General features: G+C 72.3%; 12 protein-coding genes. 8 read left to right on the top strand and 4 right to left on the bottom strand.

Annotated features, from left to right (window positions below; translation table 11 throughout):
* Nucleotides 1-60: 60 nt before the first annotated feature.
* On the bottom strand, nt 61-351 hold the full coding sequence (rpsO, locus tag RLT59_RS08820) for a 30S ribosomal protein S15 (RefSeq protein WP_018551846.1): 291 nt from the start codon (nt 349-351) through the stop codon (nt 61-63).
* Between the two features lie 281 nt (nt 352-632).
* On the opposite strand from rpsO, the gene RLT59_RS08825 reads away from it, so the two are divergent.
* The 8 genes from RLT59_RS08825 (at nt 633) to RLT59_RS08860 (ending at nt 11,709) form a co-directional block, all read left to right on the top strand.
* Entirely contained in the window at nt 633-866 is a 234-nt protein-coding gene (locus RLT59_RS08825) for a DUF397 domain-containing protein (RefSeq protein ID WP_073739179.1), read from the top strand.
* A 412-nt stretch (nt 867-1,278) separates the two neighbouring features.
* Complete coding sequence (locus tag RLT59_RS08830) at nt 1,279-3,870, top strand: SCO5717 family growth-regulating ATPase (protein WP_311302897.1); 2,592 nt, start codon at nt 1,279-1,281, stop codon at nt 3,868-3,870.
* Nucleotides 3,871-4,067: 197 nt separating this feature from the next.
* Complete coding sequence (locus RLT59_RS08835; protein ID WP_311302898.1) at nt 4,068-5,945, top strand: ABC transporter substrate-binding protein; 1,878 nt, start codon at nt 4,068-4,070, stop codon at nt 5,943-5,945.
* Nucleotides 5,946-6,065: 120 nt separating this feature from the next.
* Nucleotides 6,066-7,148, top strand: coding sequence for an ABC transporter permease (locus RLT59_RS08840; RefSeq protein WP_311302899.1), 1,083 nt, complete (start codon nt 6,066-6,068; stop codon nt 7,146-7,148).
* 11 nt (nt 7,149-7,159) lie between these two features.
* Nucleotides 7,160-8,113, top strand: coding sequence for an ABC transporter permease (locus RLT59_RS08845; RefSeq protein WP_399126855.1), 954 nt, complete (start codon nt 7,160-7,162; stop codon nt 8,111-8,113).
* Nucleotides 8,110-9,138 (top strand): ABC transporter ATP-binding protein, encoded by a 1,029-nt coding sequence (locus RLT59_RS08850; protein ID WP_311302900.1) that lies wholly within the window; start codon nt 8,110-8,112, stop codon nt 9,136-9,138. Before RLT59_RS08845 ends, RLT59_RS08850 begins: the two co-directional genes overlap by 4 nt.
* Nucleotides 9,135-10,130: an ABC transporter ATP-binding protein gene (locus RLT59_RS08855; protein ID WP_311302901.1), complete on the top strand. Its 996-nt coding sequence runs from the start codon at nt 9,135-9,137 to the stop codon at nt 10,128-10,130. The genes RLT59_RS08850 and RLT59_RS08855 overlap by 4 nt, the downstream gene beginning before the upstream one ends.
* A 91-nt stretch (nt 10,131-10,221) precedes the next feature.
* Nucleotides 10,222-11,709, top strand: coding sequence for an NF041680 family putative transposase (locus RLT59_RS08860; protein WP_399125073.1), 1,488 nt, complete (start codon nt 10,222-10,224; stop codon nt 11,707-11,709).
* Between the two features lie 65 nt (nt 11,710-11,774).
* Here RLT59_RS08860 and RLT59_RS08865 read toward each other — a convergent pair whose 3' ends face one another.
* The 3 genes from RLT59_RS08865 to RLT59_RS08875 form a co-directional block, all read right to left on the bottom strand.
* Nucleotides 11,775-12,884 carry an XdhC family protein gene (locus tag RLT59_RS08865; protein WP_311302903.1) on the bottom strand — a complete coding sequence of 370 codons (1,110 nt, stop codon included), beginning with the start codon at nt 12,882-12,884 and terminating at the stop codon, nt 11,775-11,777.
* Nucleotides 12,885-12,957: 73 nt separating this feature from the next.
* On the bottom strand, nt 12,958-13,911 hold the full coding sequence (locus tag RLT59_RS08870; protein ID WP_311302904.1) for a bifunctional riboflavin kinase/FAD synthetase: 954 nt from the start codon (nt 13,909-13,911) through the stop codon (nt 12,958-12,960).
* A gap of 43 nt (nt 13,912-13,954) precedes the next feature.
* Nucleotides 13,955-17,791 (bottom strand): trypsin-like peptidase domain-containing protein, encoded by a 3,837-nt coding sequence (locus tag RLT59_RS08875; protein ID WP_311302905.1) that lies wholly within the window; start codon nt 17,789-17,791, stop codon nt 13,955-13,957.
* Nucleotides 17,792-17,911 lie beyond the last annotated feature (120 nt).

The following is a 17,911-nucleotide window of genomic DNA, read 5'->3' on the forward strand; positions in this document are numbered from 1 at the left end:
GCACGTACGGCAAAGGGAGCGGCCCCACGAATACGGGCACCGCTCCCTTTCACAGCGTCTTTACTTGGCGCCGCCGGCCGCACCGCGGCGGATGCCGAGGCGGTCGACGAGCGCACGGAAGCGCTGGATGTCCTTCTTGGCCAGGTACTGCAGAAGGCGGCGACGCTGGCCGACCAGGATCAGCAGACCACGACGGGAGTGGTGGTCGTGCTTGTGCGTCTTGAGGTGCTCGGTGAGGTCCGAGATGCGGCGAGAGAGCATGGCCACCTGAACCTCGGGGGAACCGGTGTCGCCCTCCTTCTGCGCGAACTCGGTCATGATCTGCTTCTTCGTAGCGGCGTCGAGCGGCACGCGGTACTCCTCTAGGTGTTCGATGCGCCCACGAGTGCCCCTGGTCTTGATCTCAGGGGAGCTTGCGTGACTCGGGAGCGAAGGTCCGATGAGCGCAGTTCCCAGAACGAACCGGGAACGCGTACACAAACGGCCACACCCAGACTACCAGCCGCCCGGAGCGCACCCGACGGGAGCACGGATCCGGGCCGCGCGCTGCGGATTCCCGGACCTGGTCCCCCGCCCGTTCCGGGCCTGTACGGTGCCGTGCAGAGCCACCGTACGGAGAGGAACCCTTGACGATGGGCACGCAGGCGGAGAAGGACGAGCTGTACGCACTCGACATCTCGGGAGTGGAATGGCTGAGTGCGCCCGGCACCGAGGATGCCGAGGAGCGCGTCGAGATCGCACACCTTCCCGGCGGGGCGGTGGCGATGAGGTCCTCGCTGGATCCCGAGACCGTACTGCGCTATACGGAGGCCGAGTGGCGCGCCTTCGTGCTGGGCGCCCGGGACGGCGAGTTCGACCTCAAGTAGCGAGGCGGGGCGAGCGACGGTACGGCGGTACGCGGACTCAGCCGCTGTCGCGGCGGGCACGGGTCCCGGTCGCGGTGCGCACAGTGGGCACGTTCAGGTGGACGTGCCCACTGTCGTGTGCGAAATGTTCAGGTTTCCCTGCGTAGATGTGTCCGTTTGATCGCATGTCCCTTCACTCTCTGCCCTACTCAGTTCACTTGGGGGCAGTACGTGACGTAGGGGACAGTGCCCGCGGTGCCGTACGGCCTGCCGTACCGGGCCCGATGACGATTAGGGTGGGTCCGGACGCGGCAGAGGAACCTGCGGGCAGGCAATTCGCGTTACAGGGGGAGAGCCGGGCGGTTCGCACTGTGGGAACGGTCGCCCCCACCCACCACGGCACAGAGGGTGCTCGACCACACCAGGAGGCAAAGTGAACGGCGATCGGGACGAGATGCGCGGGAGCTGGGACAGGCCCGTCGACGAGTCGACCGACGCGGAGCCCGCCGAGACGACGGGTGAGTTCACCATCGACTACACCCCGCCCGCCTGGTACACGCAGAATACGCCGGGCGACGCCTCTGGCGGCGCAGGAACACACCTGGCTCCGCCCCCGCCGCCCAACGGCGCACCGGTGTCCGCACCCGGGCTTCAGCCCGGCGGCGGTTTCGAACCCGGCTGGACTCCGCCCCCGCCCGCCCCGGCCCAGCCGACCCCGGCTCAGCCCGCCCCGGTGCCCGCTCCCCCGGTGCGGCCGACGGGCGCCGCGGACGTCGGCGGTGCGGCCGATCCGTCCGGGAACGGCGATGTGGAGAGCGGCTCGACCGTGCGGTTCTCGTCCGCCGCGCTGAGGCGGGAGATCGCCGAGCGCGAGACGCCGGCCGGTTCGCCGGGTGCCGACGCGGACGCGGCTGACGCCGGTACGGACCCGGCCGCGGGTGACCCGGGTACGGACCCGGACGCCGGACAGGACGGGGCCACCGGGGAGAGCGCCGAGCCCGAGACGGCCGCGCCGTCCGACACCGCGGCGGCCGAGTCCGACGAGCCCTCGGCCGACGCGACGAACGGCGCGGGCTCCGACAGCACGCCGCAGGCCGGCGCGCCGTCCACCGACGCACCGCAGAACGCCCCCACCCCCTGGGCACCGGCGCCGCCGCAGGGCGGGCTGCCGCCGCTGCCGCCCTCCTTCCAGCCGGCCGGGCCGCAGCCCGGGGCGCCGCAGCCCGCGCCGCAGTGGCCGGGACAGCCTCCGGCGAACGAGGCACCGGGCGGCTACGGGTTCCCGCAGAACCCGGCGGCCCAGGCCGCCCAGAACCCGCAGCAGCCCGCGTTCCCTCAGCAGCCCCAGCCCGGAGCGCCCGCGCCGCAGGTGGGCTACGGCTTCCCTCAGCAGCCTCCCGCGCCGCAGCAGCCGCAGCAGCCCCAGCCCGGAGCCCCGCTCCCGATGCCGCACGCGCAGCCGCCCTCCCCCTATGCGCCGCAGGCCCCCCAGCCGCCGCAGGCAGCGCAGTGGCCCGCTCAGCAGCAGGGCGGCTACGGCTTCCCCCAGGGCAGCCCGAACAACCCGAACCTGCCCGCCCAGATCACCCCGCCCCAGCCCCAGCAGGGTCAGCCGGGTCAGCAGCTTCCGCCGCAGGGCGCGCCCGTCGACCCGCGCACCGGAGCCGCCTGGCCCACCCCCGTCACCCACGACCAGCGGGAGCGTTCGGTGCAGGGCGCGCCGCTGGGGTACACGGCCGCGGTGGAGCTCTCGTCCGACCGGCTGGTCCGGGGCAAGCAGAAGACGAAGAGCAGCCGCAGGCCGTCCGCGGCCTCCCGCTTCAAGATCGGTGGCAAGAAGGAGGAGATCGAGCGGCAGCGCAAGCTCGAACTGATCCGCACCCCGGTCCTCTCCTGCTACCGGATCGCGGTGATCAGCCTCAAGGGCGGCGTCGGCAAGACCACGACGACCACCGCGCTCGGCTCCACCCTGGCCACCGAGCGGCAGGACAAGATCCTCGCCATCGACGCCAACCCGGACGCCGGAACGCTGGGCCGCCGGGTCCGCCGCGAGACCGGGGCGACCATCCGCGACCTGGTCCACGCTATCCCGCACCTCCACTCGTACATGGACATCCGGCGGTTCACCTCGCAGGCGTCCTCCGGTCTTGAGATCATCGCCAACGACGTGGACCCGGCGGTCTCGACGACGTTCAACGACGAGGACTACCGGCGCGCGATCGAGGTGCTGGGCAAGCAGTACCCGATCATCCTCACCGACTCCGGCACGGGGCTCCTGTACAGCGCGATGCGCGGTGTGCTGGACCTCGCCGACCAGCTGATCATCATCTCCACGCCGTCGGTCGACGGTGCGTCAAGTGCCTCCACCACACTGGACTGGCTGTCGGCGCACGGCTATGCCGATCTCGTGCAGCGGTCGCTCACGGTGATCTCCGGTGTCCGCGAGACCGGCAAGATGATCAAGGTCGATGACATCGTGCAGCACTTCGAGACGCGCTGCCGGGGCGTGGTCGTCGTACCGTTCGACGAGCATCTGTCGGCCGGCGCGGAGGTGGACCTCGACATGATGCGTCCGAAGACGCGGGAGGCGTACTTCAACCTCTCCGCCCTCGTCGCGGAGGACTTCGCGCGCGCCCAGCAGCAGCAGGGGCTGTGGACGTCGAACGGCGGCAACCAACCGCCGCAGTACGCGCCGCCGATGCCCGGCCAGCAGCAGGCACCGGGCCAGCAGCCCTATCCGCCCCAGCAGCCGGGCCAGCCGTATCCGCCCCAGCAGCCCTACGGCGGGCAGCAGCCCCAGCAGCCGTACGGCGGACAGCAGCCCTACCCCCAGCAGCAGGCTCCCGGTGGCGGGCAGGGCCGGCAGCAGCAGCCTCCGCAGGCCCAGCCGTCCGCAGACCCGAGCGGTCCGCCTCAGCAACAGCAGTACGGCGGACAGCCCGGTCAGCCCTCCCACCCCGGGCTGCAGGGCCCCGTGCCGCCTGCGGGATGGCAGCAGCAGCCGCCGTCAGCGCCTCAGCAGTAAGGCGTCAGAGGTCTAAACCAATGAGGGTCCGCATCGTCTCCACGATGCGGGCCCTCTGCGCATTCCCGCAGCCCACACGCCGTTTCGATGACCGTTGACGCGGCTCGACCACCGCTGATAAACCTTCGCTTCACCAGCTGGCGATCCACAGATCAACCCGCCTTCTCCGTGCGAGTCATGACGCGAGGTCCCTGACCATGGTCGAAAGAGTCCCGCCCCACGCCGCCCAGCCACGTTCACGTCTGCGTGTCCTCCTGGCCTCCGGTGCCGCCGCCCTCGGGCTCGCCGCCGCGTCCGTCGTGCCGGGGGTCCCGCTCGGGGCCGCCTCGCCCCAGCAGGCGCAGGCCGCCGACAGCGGCAAGACGACACTGACCGTCGCGGTCGCGCAGAGCGTCGACTCACTGAGTCCGTTCCTTGCCCAGAAGCTGATGAGCACCAGCCTCACCCGGCTCATGTACGACTTCCTGACGAACTACGACGCCAAGGACAACCACGCGATCCCGGGCCTGGCCACCAAGTGGGAGCCGTCCGCCGACAAGCTGACGTGGACCTACACCATTCGGTCCAACTCCAAGTGGTCCGACGGCCAGCAGGCCACCGCCGAGGACGCGGCCTGGACCTTCAACAAGATCATGACCGACGACGCCGCCGGCCAAGCCAACGGCAGCTTCGTCACCAACTTCAAGAAGGTGACGGCTCCGAGCCCCACGAAGCTGGTCATCGAGCTGAAGGAACCGCAGGCCACCATGGCCGCGCTCGATGTCCCGATCGTCCCCAAGCACCTCTGGGACAAGGTCGGGGACTTCTCGAAGTTCAACAACGACACGAAGTTCCCGATCGTGGGCAACGGGCCGTTCATCCTGACCGACTACAAGGTCGACCAGTATGTGAAGCTCAAGGCCAACAAGGACTTCTGGCGCGGCTCGCCCAAGTTCGACGAGGTCGTCTTCAAGACCTACAAGGACCAGGACGCCGCGGTCGCCGCACTCCGCAAGGGCGAGGTCTCCTTCGTCGCCGGTTCCCCCGCGCTGACGCCCGCCCAGGCCAACTCGCTCAAGGGCGAGAAGAACGTCAAGGTGAACGAGGGACCGGGCCGCCGGTTCTTCGCGCTGGCCAGCAACCCCGGCGCGCAGACCAAGGACCACAAGAAGTTCGGCAACGGCAACAAGGCGCTGCTCGACCTGAAGGTCCGCCAGGCGCTCTTCCTCTCCATCGACCGCGAGACCCTCATCGACAAGGTCTTCCAGGGCCATGCCGTCAGCGGTGCGGGCTACATCCCGCCGCGCTTCCCGGCGTACAAGTGGGAACCCTCCGCGGACCAGAAGCTGGGCTACGACCCCGCCAAGGCGGCCAAGCTCCTCGACCAGGCGGGCTACAAGCTCAAGGGCGACCAGCGCGTCGGCAAGGACGGCAAGCCGCTCGACCTGCGCATCCTCTGCCACGCCACGGACCCGAACGACAAGGCGGTCGGCAAGTACCTGAAGGAGTGGTGGGGCAAGCTCGGCATCGGCCTCAAGGTCGACTGCCTCGACGACGTCTCCGTGCCCTGGTTCGCCGGTGAGTACGACCTCGCCTTCGACGGCTGGTCCGTCAACCCGGACCCGGACTTCGTCCTCGGCATCCACACCTGCGCCGCGCTGCCGGCCAAGGCCAAGGAGAGCGCGGCCACGGACGACTTCATCTGCGACAAGACGTACGACGAGCTGTACAAGAAGCAGCTCGCCGAGTACGACCCGGCCAAGCGGGCGGACATCGTCAAGCAGATGCAGTCCTGGCTCTACGACTCCGGGTACATGAACGTCATCGCGTACCCGAACGCGGTCGAGGCCTACCGCACCGACCAGATCAAGTCGATCACGACCATGCCCGAGGCGGCCGGCAACATCTACGGCCAGGACGGCTACTGGAGCTGGTGGTCGGCCGTACCGGCGGGCAGCGGCGACGGCACAGACAGCGGCGGCGGATCGAGCTCCACCGGGGTCGTCATCGGCATCGTGGTCGTCGTCGTGGTCCTCGCGGGTGGCGGATTCCTCCTCATGAGGCGGCGTCGCACCACCGCGGACGACCGCGAGTAGTTCCATGGACCGCGGGTACTTCCCGCGGACGGGATGAGAGAGAGCGGCGGCGGGGCCCGATCCAACGCGGCCCCGCCGGCCGGTCCCTCTAAGTGCAGCACGAGTAACGAGAGTTCCCTCATGACAGCTGACAGCACTCCGGCGCTCGTGAAACAGGCGGATGCGGATACCGAAGGGCCGGCTCCGGCCGGTCCGGCGGCCGCCCGCGGCCCACGGGCGGGCAACACCAAGGCCTACCTCAGGTATGTGGCCGCCAAGATCCTCGGCGCGATCGTCTCGCTGTTCGCCGTTCTGGTCACCAGCTTCTTCCTCTTCCGGCTGATCCCCAGCGACCCGGTGAAGCAGATGACCGGCGGCCGCCGGGTCTCGACAGAACAGCTCCAGTCGCTGCGCCATCAGTTCGGCCTGGACCAGCCGATGTGGAAGCAGTTCACCAGCTACGTGGGCGACGCGCTCACCGGTGACTTCGGCACCTCGTACCAGTTCCACGCCCCGGTGATGGACAAGATCGTCGAGGCGCTTCCGGCGACGCTGCTGCTCACCGGCACGGCGTACGTCCTCTACAGCGCGCTCGGCATCTGGCTCGGCACCCGTACCGCCTGGCGCAACGGCTCCACGAGCGACCGGTTCAACACCGCGCTGGCGCTCACGCTCTACTCGGTGCCGTCGTTCTGGCTCGGGCTGCTCCTGATCATCGTCTTCTCCGTGGGCATCGGACCGATCCCGGGCATCTTCCCGACCGGTGGCCTGGAGTCGGGCAACGAGACCGGCTTCGCCTACGTCCTCGACGTGGCGCACCACATGGTGCTCCCGGTGATCACCCTGGTCGCGGTCGGCTACGCGCAGACACTGCTGGTGATGCGCTCCTCGCTGCTCGACGAGATGGGCAGCGACTACCTGACGACGGCCCGCGCGAAGGGGCTGCGCGACGACGCGGTACGCCGCAAGCACGCCGTGCCCAACGCGATGCTGCCGACCTTCACGCTGATGTTCGTCAACCTGGGACATGTGGTCGCCGGACAGATCCTGGTCGAGACGGTGTTCTCCTGGCCGGGCCTCGGCGGCCTCTTCTACCAGGGGCTCAGCGTCCCTGACCTGCCACTCGTCCAAGGGCTGTTCTTCGTCTTCGCCACCGCGGTGATCCTGGCGAACACCCTGGCCGATGTGCTGTATCCGCTGCTCGATCCCCGGGTGGGCCGATGACGACCGAATCCATGCCGGCCTCCACCCCCGAGGCCGAGAAGCCCACGCCCGAAGAGACCGGCACCGGGACGGCCAAGAGCCCGCGTGCGCTGGCACGGGCCCGCAAGCGCCGCTCGATGGCCCGCTTCTGGCGCGAGTACCGCAGGCACCCTGGCGGGCTCTGGGGGCTGGCCGGACTGATCCTGATCGGGCTGACCGCCCTGTTCGCGCCGGCCCTGGTCGGCGCCGACTCGCAGAGCGTCACCTCCGCACCCGGTGGTGCGCTGGAATCCCCGAGCAGCGAGTTCCCGCTCGGCACCGACCAGTTCGGCCGCAGCGTGCTCGCCCTGCTGGTGTGGGGGGCGCGCGTCTCGCTGACGGTGGGGCTGCTCGCCGCCTTCCTCTGCGTCGCCATCGGCACCGTCGTCGGCATCCTCGCCGGCCACTTCCGCGGCTGGTACTCGACGGTCCTGATGCGGGTCACCGACTGGTTCCTGGTGATGCCGACCCTGGTCCTGGCGATCGCGCTCGCCACCGTCATGGACCGCTCGCTGTGGACGGTCATCATCGCGATCGGCGTCACCACCTGGCCGACGACGGCCCGTCTGGTGCGGGCGCAGACGCTCGCCGTGGAGTCCCGCCCCTACATCGAGCGGGCCCGCGCGCTGGGCGGCGGACACGGCCACATCATGACCCGGCACGTCCTGCCGAACGTGATGCCGCTGGTGCTGGCCCAGACCACGCTGGTGATCTCCAGCGCGATCCTGACCGAGGCCACCCTGGCCTTCCTCGGCCTCGGTGACCCGACCATCACCTCCTGGGGCGGCATGCTCCAGGACGCCCGCGAGGCCGGCGCGGTCAGCGCGGGCGACTGGTGGTACCTGGCGCCGCCCGGTATCGCCATCGCCCTGGTGGCCCTGGCGTTCACGCTGTGCGGCCGCGCCATCGAGACCGTCCTCAATCCCAAGCTGGGGGTGGCCCGTTGAGCACGACGAGCATCCGTAAGACGCCGCTTCTCCAGGTCCGCGATCTGACGGTGACGTACGCCGGCGGCGCCCAGGCCGTCCGCGGGGTGGATCTGGAGGTGGACGCGGGCCGGAAGCTCGGCATCGCCGGGGAGTCGGGCTGCGGGAAGTCGACGCTGGCGCTCGCGCTGCTGCGGCTGCTTCCGGCGGGCACCAAGGTCACCGGCGAGATCCTGCTGAACGGCGAGAACGTCCTCACCATGAAGTGGGGCCAGGTCCGGGCCGTGCGCTGGGCCGGTGCCTCGATCGTCTTCCAGGGCGCGATGCACTCGCTCAACGCGGTGCACCGCATCGGTGACCAGATCGCCGAGCCGATCGTGCTGCACAGCAAGGCGTCCCAGACCGCCGCCCGCGAACGGGCCGGTGAGCTGCTGGAACAGGTGGGTCTGCCCGCGGCCCGGGTGGACGCCTATCCGCACGAGCTGTCCGGCGGGCAGCGGCAGCGCGTGATGATCGCGATGGCGCTCGCCTGCGACCCGGGGCTGATCATCGCCGACGAGCCGACGACCGCCCTCGATGTGATGATCCAGGCCCAGATCCTGCGCCTGATCGAGCAGCTGGTCTCCGAGCAGGACCTCGGACTGATCATGATCAGCCATGACCTGGCGGTGCTCTCCGACACCTGCGACCGGCTCGCGGTGATGTACGCGGGACGGGTCGTCGAGCAGGGCCCCGCCTCCGAGGTCTACGAGAACGCGACCCATCCGTACAGCAAGGCGCTGTCGGGCGCCTTCCCGCGCATCGGGGACCCGGCCTCCCGGTTCGCGCCGCGGGGGCTGCCGGGCGATCCGCCCGATCCGTCGGCGCTGCCGGCGGGCTGCACGTTCCACCCGCGCTGCCCGGTGGCCCTGGACTCCTGCGCCACGCAGGACCAGGAGCTGCGGGACGCCGGGCCGGGACGGCGGGCCGCCTGTGTGCTGGTGGGTCCGCGGGGGGCCGCCGCGCCGGTCCTGCCGGGCGCAGAGGAAGTAAGGAGCACCACATGACCACCACCACGGACCTGCTCAGCGCCCAGTCGCTGCACATCGCCTTCCCCGGCCGGCACGGCGCGGAGCCGGCGCGGGCCGTCGACGGCGTCGACCTGGACATCAGGCCGGGCGAGATCGTCGCCCTGGTCGGGGAGTCCGGGTGCGGCAAGACGACACTGGCCCGTTCGCTGCTGGGCCTGGTCCCGCCGGTCTCCGGGCAGATCACCTTCGGAGGCAAGCCGCTCGGCTACGGGAGCCGGGCCCTCAAGGCGTACCGCAAGCGCGTCCAGCTGGTGCTCCAGGACCCGAGCGGTTCGCTGAACCCCCGGCACACGGTGTACGACGCGGTGGCCGAGGGTCTGCGGATCCACCGGTACGGCGGTGACGAGCGGGAGGCGGTCACCAACGCCCTCTCCCGGGCGGGGCTGCGGCCTCCGGAGCGGTTCTTCCTGCGCTACCCGCACGAGCTGTCGGGCGGTCAGCGCCAGCGCGTCGTGATCGCGGGCGCGCTGGTCCTGGAGCCGGAACTCATCGTGGCCGACGAGCCGGTGGCCTCGCTGGACGCCTCGGTGCGCGGCGAGATCCTGGCGCTGCTGCTGCGGCTGCGGGACGAGCTGGGCCTGTCCGCGCTGGTGGTCACGCACGATCTCGGGCTGGCGTGGAACATCGCGGACCGGGTGGCGGTGATGTACCTCGGCCGGATCGTGGAGACCGGCGACGTCGAGCAGATCCTGACGGCGCCCCGGCATCCGTACACCCAGGCGCTGCTGTCGGTGCTGCCGGAGGCGCCGGGCGAGCCGGCGGTGCTGACGGGTGAGCCGCCGGACCCGTCGAAGATCCCGTCCGGCTGCCGCTTCCACGCACGCTGCCAGGTGCTGGCCTCGGGCGAGGCGGAGCGGGCGGGGGTCGCGGACGCGTGCCGTACGAAGGAGCTCCCGGTACTGGCGGGGGGCGGCGAGACGCAGGTGGCGTGCCACTGGGCGAACGCGGCGGCGAAGGCCCCGGCCTAGCTTGTTCTTTATCTAACGGCCTCGAACGGCGTCTCGAACTGAGTCGCTCACCTGGGGATTCGCCGGACGTAGGGGCGGCCTTCGTCTGATCATGTGCTCCGACCAAGGTGCACTGACCAAGACGAAGGCCGTGAGGGTGAGTCTGCTGCCTGATGCTGTGCGGAGGGAAGCGTTTGCGGAGGCGTCACGCTTCCGGGGTGAGTTCTACGAGTGTCTGACCGCTCGGCGCGATGAACTGTTCGAGCTGTCGGACGCGGTGCTGTGTGCGGACGGTGCGGTGAAGTCCCCGGTCGGCCTGACGTTGTTGCCCGAGCATCGTCGTGGACACGGAGCGATGTACGGCGGCCTGAACCACGGCCGGATCGACGTCGATCGGCTGCGGACAGTGCCGGCGGGGCTGCCACTGCCTCGATTCGATGGCGGGCGCTTGGTGCTGGCGGTCGACGTGTCGCCCTGGCTTCGGTCGGACGCGCCGTGCTCGGCCGATCGGCTGTTCTGCCACGTCTACGGCCGTACGAAAACCGCGTCGCAGTTCATTCCGGGCTGGCCCTACTCCTTCGTCGCCGTGCTGGAGCCGGGCGCCACGTCCTGGACTGCGATCCTGGACGCGGTCCGACTCGGACCGGTCGACGACGCGACTGCGGTCACCGCCGCCCAACCGCGAGGAGTCGTTGAAAAGCTCGTCACCACGGAGCAGTGGCAGGCAGGCGACCCGGACATCGTGATCGTCAGTGATGCCGGCTACGACGTCACCCGCCTGGCCTGGGTTCTGCGGGACCTGCCCGTCGAGCTGGTCGGCCGCGTCCGCTCCGACCGGGTCATGCGGCTACCGAAACCACCCAGGCTGCGCGGCGTCAACGGCCGGCCGCCCAAGCACGGCCCGGAATTCCGCCTCACCAAGCCGGAGACCTGGCCGGAGCCCGCGATCACCACCGCCACCGCCACCACGAACTACGGGAAAGCCGAGACCCAGGCATGGGACCGGGTCCACCCCCGGCTCACCCACCGCGCGGCCTGGCTCGACCACGAAGGCGAACTCCCCCTGATCGAAGGCACGTTGGTCCGGCTGAAGGTCGAGCACTTATCAAAGGGCCGGGACGCGCCACCGGTGTGGTTGTGGTCCTCGAAGACCGGCGCCGCCCCGGACGACGTCGACCGTTTCTGGCAGGCCTACCTGCGCAGATTCGACCTTGAGCACACGTTCAGGTTCGCGAAGCAGACCCTTGGCTGGACGACCCCGAAATTCCGCACTCCCGAGGCCGCGGACCGCTGGACCTGGATCCTGATCGTCGCCCACACCCAGCTCCGGCTCGCCCGCCCTCTCGCCGAGGATCTCCGCCGGCCGTGGGAGAAACCCGCCACCCCCGGCCGGCTCACCCCGGCCCGGGTCCGCCGGGGGTTCAGGAACATCCGCGCTCACCTCGCCTGCCCGGCCCGTGTTCCCAAACCCCGCGGCGTCGGCCCCGGACGGCCACCCGGCGCCAAGAACAGACACCGGGCACCCCGCTACGACGTCGGCAAGACCGTCAAACGCCCCGAAACCCTCAAAGCCATCGGCAGACCTGACAGGTCCTGGTAGATAAAGAACAAGCTAGGGCCTTGCGGTGGTGGGCCGGTCCGGGGTTCCGGAACGGCCCATCACCGCTACTCCGGCCGCTCGTGGTGGATGGTGCCCGTCAGTTCGCCGAGTGGCCGCCCCGTGCCGCCCCAGCGGTGCTGGATGATCTCCGCGGCGATCGAGACCGCCGTCTCCTCCGGCGTACGGGCGCCGAGGTCCAGGCCCACGGGTGAGGCGAGCCGGGCCAGGTCCGGTTCGGCCACCTCCTCCTCGCGCAGCCGGGCGATCCGGTCCAGATGGGTGCGCCGGCTCCCCATCACGCCGATGTAGGCGGCGGGCGTCCGCAACGCCGCGACCAGCAGCGGGACATCGAACTTCGGATCGTGCGTCAGGACGCAGACGACCGTGCGCCCGTCGATCTCGGTGTCCGAGAGGTAGGTGTGCGGCCAGGCGCAGACGACCTCGTCGGCGGTGGGAAACCGCTCACGGGTCGCGAACGCCGGACGGGCGTCGCACACGGTGACCCGGTACCCCAGGAACGAGCCGATGCGCGCGGTCGCGGCCGCGTGGTCGATGGCCCCGAAGACGAGCATCCGGGGCGGCGGCGCGTACGTCTGGACGAAGACGGAGACGTCCTGCATCCGGCGCTCCCCGCGTTCCCCGTACCGCTGGAGGCCGGTGGCCCCCTGAGCGAGCAGGCCCCTGGCGTCGTCGGTGACGGCCGCGTCGAGCCCCTCCTCGCCGAGCGATCCCTGTGCGCCGCCGGTCCGGACCACCAGCCGGGCCCCGGCCGCGGCGGAGCCGGGCAGGACGGTGGCCACGGCGACGGGTTCACCGGCCGCGATCGAGTCCGTGACTCCCCGCAGCCATGCGCGGTCGGCCGCGGAGGCGAACGCCGCGACCAGGATGTCGATCGTGCCGCCGCAGGTCAGCCCGACGCCGAAAGCCTCGTCGTCGCTGATTCCGTACGACTGGAGCTGCGGGATGCCGGAGCCGAGCACCTCGCCGGCCAGCTCGTACACCGCACCCTCGACACAGCCGCCGGAGACGCTTCCCGCCACCGCTCCGTCGGCGGTCACGGCCATCACGGCGCCCGGCGACCTCGGGGCGCTGCCCCGGACGGAGACGACCGTGGCCAGGGCGAACGGCGTGCCGGCCTCGTGCCAGGCACGCAGCTCGGGAAGCAGTTCACGCACGGCACCCACCTCCTTCGGCCCGGTCCACCCTAAGCCCGAGCGCGGTAAGCCGGGCGCGGCGACCGCGCCGGATTCAGCCCCGGTCGTACGCGGAGATCAGCTCGGTGCACCGCTTCACATCGGCGGCCATCGCCACGAGCAGCTCGTCGACCGACTCGAACTTCAGCATCCCCCGCACGTAGGCGAGGAAGTCCACGGCGACGTGCAGCCCGTACAGATCGAGGCCGACGCGGTCGATCGCGTACGCCTCCACGGTCCGCTCCGTGGCGTCGAACTGCGGGTTCGTGCCGACGGAGATCGCGGCGGGCATCGCCTCGCCGTTCACGTTCAGCCAGCCCGCGTACACCCCGTCGGCGGGGATCGCGGTGTGCGGGAGGGTCTCCACGTTCGCGGTGGGAAAGCCGAGCTCGCGGCCGCGCTGCGCACCTCGGACGACGATGCCCTCGACGCGGTGCGGGCGGCCCAGGATCTCGCGGGCGCCGGCCATGTCCCCCTCGGCGACCAGTCGGCGGGTGAGGGTGGACGAGAACGGTTCGCCGCCGCCCGCCTCGCCGCGCACCCGCAGGTCGATGACCTCGACCCGGTAGTCGTACGTACCGCCGAACTCGGTGAGCAGCTGCACGTTCCCCGCGGCCCGGTGGCCGAAGCGGAAGTTGGGGCCCTCGATGACCAGCCGCGCGTGGAGCTTGTCGACGAGCACCTTCACGATGAAGTCGGCCGGGGCGAGCTTCGAGAACTCGGTGGTGAACGGCAGGATCAGCAGCGCGTCCACGCCGAGCTCCGCCATCAGTTCGGCGCGCCGGTGGTGCGGGGCGAGCAGCGGCGGGTGGCTGCCGGGCCGGACGACCTCGCTTGGGTGCGGGTCGAACGTCACGACGACCGACGGAACGCCCAGCTCGCGGGCCCGCTCGACGGCACGGCCGATGATGAGCTGGTGTCCGCGGTGCACCCCGTCGTAGGAGCCGATGGTGACGACGCTGCGTCCCCAGTCCTGGGGGATGTCCTCCAAGCCACGCCAGCGCTGCACTCTGACCGCTCCTCGCCCGAACCTGTGTACGTGGGTTTGTCTCTTACGCAGGTCTAAGACTGCCATGCTCACGCTCTGCGGCCTGCATCGGCATGGGCATCGGGGTCCCGAGGGACTCCACGGTCCGCCGTGCGCCGGGACCGATGACCGCCGCCCACTCCTGCGGGGCGTCCGCCAGCCACCCGATGACCAGGCCGGCGAATCCGGGCACGTCACGGACCAGTTCGACCAGCCGCCGGTCGAACCGCGCGGCGCCCTCCGGGGTCCGCACGAGCAGCATCCCGGTGCGGTGGACCAGGGCTCTGGTGCGGGCCCGGCCGCGCCCGGCACTGCCCGCCGCGGCGGCCCGCAGCAGCGCGTCGAGCACGACCGGGTCCCGGCGCGCACCGCCCTGCTCGAACTCCAGCAGCACTTCCAGCAGCTCGTCCCGCAGCGGCTGCGAGGCCGGGCTGCCGGGCGTGGCCAGCACGACGGCGAGCGATCCGCGCACCGGCGCGGCCGCCGGCCGGTCCCGGAGCAGCCCGGTCAGCAGGGGAAGCAGCAGGGCGCGGGCCGCGGGCCCGTGCTCCAGCCTGCGGTCGAGGTACGCGGCGGTGTGCACCGTGTCCTCGGGGTGGCTGTCGACGTACGCCCGGACGAGCCCGGCGGCGTGCAGGGCGAGCGCGGGGGCGTCGATCCCGGCGAGGGCGCGGAGCACCTCGCCCGCGCCGTCCCCGGACCGCAGGAGGCGCTCGCGGTACGCGGCCAGCACCTGCTCGGGGTGGGTGGGCAGGGCGACGGCGAGCGCGGCCGGGGAGAGCCGGGGCCCGCCGGCGACGAAGGTCCGGAGCGCCTGCGGCAGATAGCGGTCCCTGGTCTGCGGATCGGCCACCAGCCGGGTCAGCGCCGGCCCGTGCAGATCGGTGTCACCGGGGCGGGCCAGCAGGGCGAGGGCGGAGCGGCGCAGCAGGTCCCGGTCGGCCTCGCGGGTGAGGTTCGGTGCGAGGACCGCTCCGTAGCAGGCGGCCGCGATCCGCCGGGTGCGGCGGTCGTCGTCGCGGGACCAGCGCTCGACGGCCCGGCACAGCGCGGAGGGTTCGTCCTCGGCCAGCGCCGCGAGCAGTTCGTCGGCGCGGGGGTGATCGGTCGAGACGAGCGCGTCGGCCAGGTCGTCCACGGCGAGGTCGCGGCGGGCGTGGAGGAGGGCCTGGGCGGCCGCCGCGACGGTGGGGCGCACCGCCTGCGCTTCCCGGCCGGCCGCGAGGCCGTGTCCCGCGCGGACGTGGCCCAGGGGCTGTTCGTCCGTGAACCAGGCGCACAGGAGCGGCTGGATCGTACGCGGATGGGCGGCGAGCCGCCGTGCCACCGCGTCCAGGAAGCGCTCGCCGCCGGTTTCGCCCTCGCCGCGCGGCGGCCCGTCGGCGGGGACGAGCCGTCGGAACAGGTCCATCCGGTCCGCCTCGGGCAGTCGCAGCCGCCGCCAGAACCATGGCCCGAACTCCGCGTACACCCCCTGCGCACCGGCCCCGTCCGCCTCGGCCGAGCTGCGGACGACGCGCCCGGTGAGCAGCCGGAGCACCCCGAGGTGCGGCCGGGCGTCGGGCACCCGCAGCAGCGTCTCCGCGAGCAGGTGCGCGGCCCACCAGCGGGCGTCGGGAGGCGGGCAGCCTCCGGCGGCGGGCGGTTCTGCGGGATCGTCGCTCCCGGGTGCGGTCCGGTCCTCCCGCACTTCGGCGGCGGCCGTGGCGTTCCGTGAGGGGCCCGGTGCGCCGGTCCTCGCCGCTGCCCCGTCCCGTCCGGTCGGCAGCCGGTCCAGCGCCTCGATCAGGTCGGCCAGCCGGTGGGCCAGCGCGGCGGGGCCCTGGCGGCGGCCGAGCAGCAGCAGCGCCTGGATCACCGGGCCGATCCGGTGGCGCGGTACCGGGAGGGTGCGCGGCTCGGCCGCCTCGGCTCCCCCGGCGGCAGCGCCGGTGGCCGCGGGGGCGGTGCCGGGGCTGTCGGCCGCGTCCGGGCGGCGGGGGCGCGGGACCCGTCCGGCGGCCTCGGGGCGCGGAACCCGTCCGGCGCTCTCCCCCGCCGCGCCCGTCGCAACGCCGGGAGCGTGCCAGCGGTGCACCAGTGACCGCAGCGCCGCGTCCAGGTCCAGGTGCGCGCCCTGGACCCAGTCACCCAGCTCCTCGTGCGCGAAGCGGTAGCCCGCTCCCGCCGGGACCAGCAGTCCCTCGGTGAGCACGGCGGAGGCCCAGCCCGTGCGCCACGGGAAGACGTGCTCGAACGCGGCCCGGTCCAGCTCCCCCTGCCCAGGCCCGAGGCAGCGCCGGGCCGCCTCGTGGACCTGCCCCGCCACGTGGGCCGCCAGCCGCCGTACCGCGGTGCCGCTCGGGGCCGGCCGCCACTGGGCGGCGATCCGGACCGCGATGCGCAGGCACATCAGGTCCAGGTGGGCGCCGAAGACCTCCTCCGTGCCGGGCCGACCGGGGGTGTCCGGCGGCAGTGCCTCGCGTACCTCCGCGAGCAGCCGCAGGGTGAGCGGGTGCCGGTCGTGGCCTGCGGCGAGCGCGTCGGTCGGGAGCCCGTACCGCTGTCGGGCCAGCTCGGCCTGGCCCACGGTGAGGTCGTCGATGCGCAGGGCGGACGGCAGCCGCCAGGCGGGCCTGGCGGGGCGGTGCAGCGCGTCCGGCGGGCAGAGCGCGCCGGCGGTCTCCCAGTGCTCGGGGCGGCAGGCGACGACGAGCCGTGCCCCGTTCTCCCGCAGCCAGTCGACCGTGCCCGTGGTCCACCGGGCCAGCCGGTGTGCCAGGACGGGCGGCATCTCCTCGGGGCCGTCCAGCAGGACGAGCAGCGGGCTGCCCGCGTCCGCCGCCAGCCGGGCCACCCGCTCCGGGGTGGCGGCCGCCATGTCACCGGGGGCTCCGGCGGCGGTGACGATGCGTCCGGCCCGCCCGAGCGTGCGGACGATCGCGTCGGCCACGGAGGTGTCGTCGGCCAGCAGATCCGCCCCGCGCAGCCACAGGGTGAGGGCCGGCACCCGGCCGCGAGCCCGCCGGGCGGCGAGCGCGGCCAGTTCGGTGGTGCGGCCGGTGCCCGGCTCCCCGACGAGGCCGAGGACGACCGCGCCCCGCTCGCCGGGCTTCACCGGTCCCGCGGCGGCGAACGCGCTGAACTCCGCGGTGGCCTCGGGGCGTTCCACCGGATCGGGCCGGTCGCCCGGCGCGTCCGCGGAGCCGACGGACATGGCGGTCAGCTGGAGCGCTCCGGCCAGATTCAGATCGCGGCCGTAGCCGGGGACGCTCATCGCGTTGCGCCGCAGCAGCTCGCCCAGCAGCCCGCCTTCGCCCGCCCCGGCCAGGGGCACCGCACATCCGGCGGCCGCGTGTCCGGCTCGCAGCGCGGTGCCGAGCACCGCGATGACCGCGCCGGTCTCCGGGTCCAGGACCGGACCGCCCACGGCGGCGCCGCCGAGCCGGAGCGCGTCGCTGCCGTCCGTGCCGAGGGCCAGTTCGATGGCCCGGCCGATCCGGTGGGCGGGCCCGCCCGCCGTGTACGTCACGGGGACCGGTCCCAGGACGCGGGCCTCGCGCCAGCCGTGCGCCGCGATCGTCACATAGCTGCCGGCCTCGATCCGCTCCCGCTCCACGATCGGCAGCGGCCGCGCGCCCAGCGCCTCCGGTCCGGCGGTGGGCAGGAGCGCGAGATCCAGCTCGGGCAGCGCGGTGATGTCCTCCGCCTCGACGCGGCAGCTGCGTCCGTCCGCGCCGTGCAGGACGAGGTAGCCGACCCCGTCGACCGCCTCGTGGCTGGTCACGACCGTCCCCCGGTCGTCCGCGACGAAACCGGTCCCCCTCGTCCTGCCGGCCGGATCGCACAGTCGTACCAGCGTCGCCCGGTCCCCGCATCCCATGATCCGACGGTAGGTCCGCCGTGATCGACAAGAGGCCATCAGAGTAAAAGCGCCCCCGTTCGCACCCCTGATTCACTCCGAGCGCCTGCCCATTGGGGTGAATCACGGGCGTTCGGAAGA

The sequence above is a fragment of the Streptomyces sp. ITFR-6 genome (genome assembly GCF_031844725.1).
GTDB lineage: Bacteria > Actinomycetota > Actinomycetes > Streptomycetales > Streptomycetaceae > Streptomyces.

What these genes read in the sequence shown, in the direction of transcription:
- RLT59_RS08825 (WP_073739179.1), top strand. Translation starts at nt 633, where the DNA reads ATGGGCACGCAGGCGGAGAAGGACGAGCTGTACGCACTCGACATCTCG.
- RLT59_RS08835 (WP_311302898.1), top strand. Translation starts at nt 4,068, where the DNA reads ATGGTCGAAAGAGTCCCGCCCCACGCCGCCCAGCCACGTTCACGTCTG.
- RLT59_RS08840 (WP_311302899.1), top strand. Translation starts at nt 6,066, where the DNA reads ATGACAGCTGACAGCACTCCGGCGCTCGTGAAACAGGCGGATGCGGAT.
- RLT59_RS08845 (WP_399126855.1), top strand. Translation starts at nt 7,160, where the DNA reads ATGCCGGCCTCCACCCCCGAGGCCGAGAAGCCCACGCCCGAAGAGACC.
- RLT59_RS08855 (WP_311302901.1), top strand. Translation starts at nt 9,135, where the DNA reads ATGACCACCACCACGGACCTGCTCAGCGCCCAGTCGCTGCACATCGCC.
- RLT59_RS08860 (WP_399125073.1), top strand. Translation starts at nt 10,222, where the DNA reads ATGTGCTCCGACCAAGGTGCACTGACCAAGACGAAGGCCGTGAGGGTG.
- RLT59_RS08875 (WP_311302905.1), bottom strand. Translation starts at nt 17,791, where the DNA reads ATGGGATGCGGGGACCGGGCGACGCTGGTACGACTGTGCGATCCGGCC.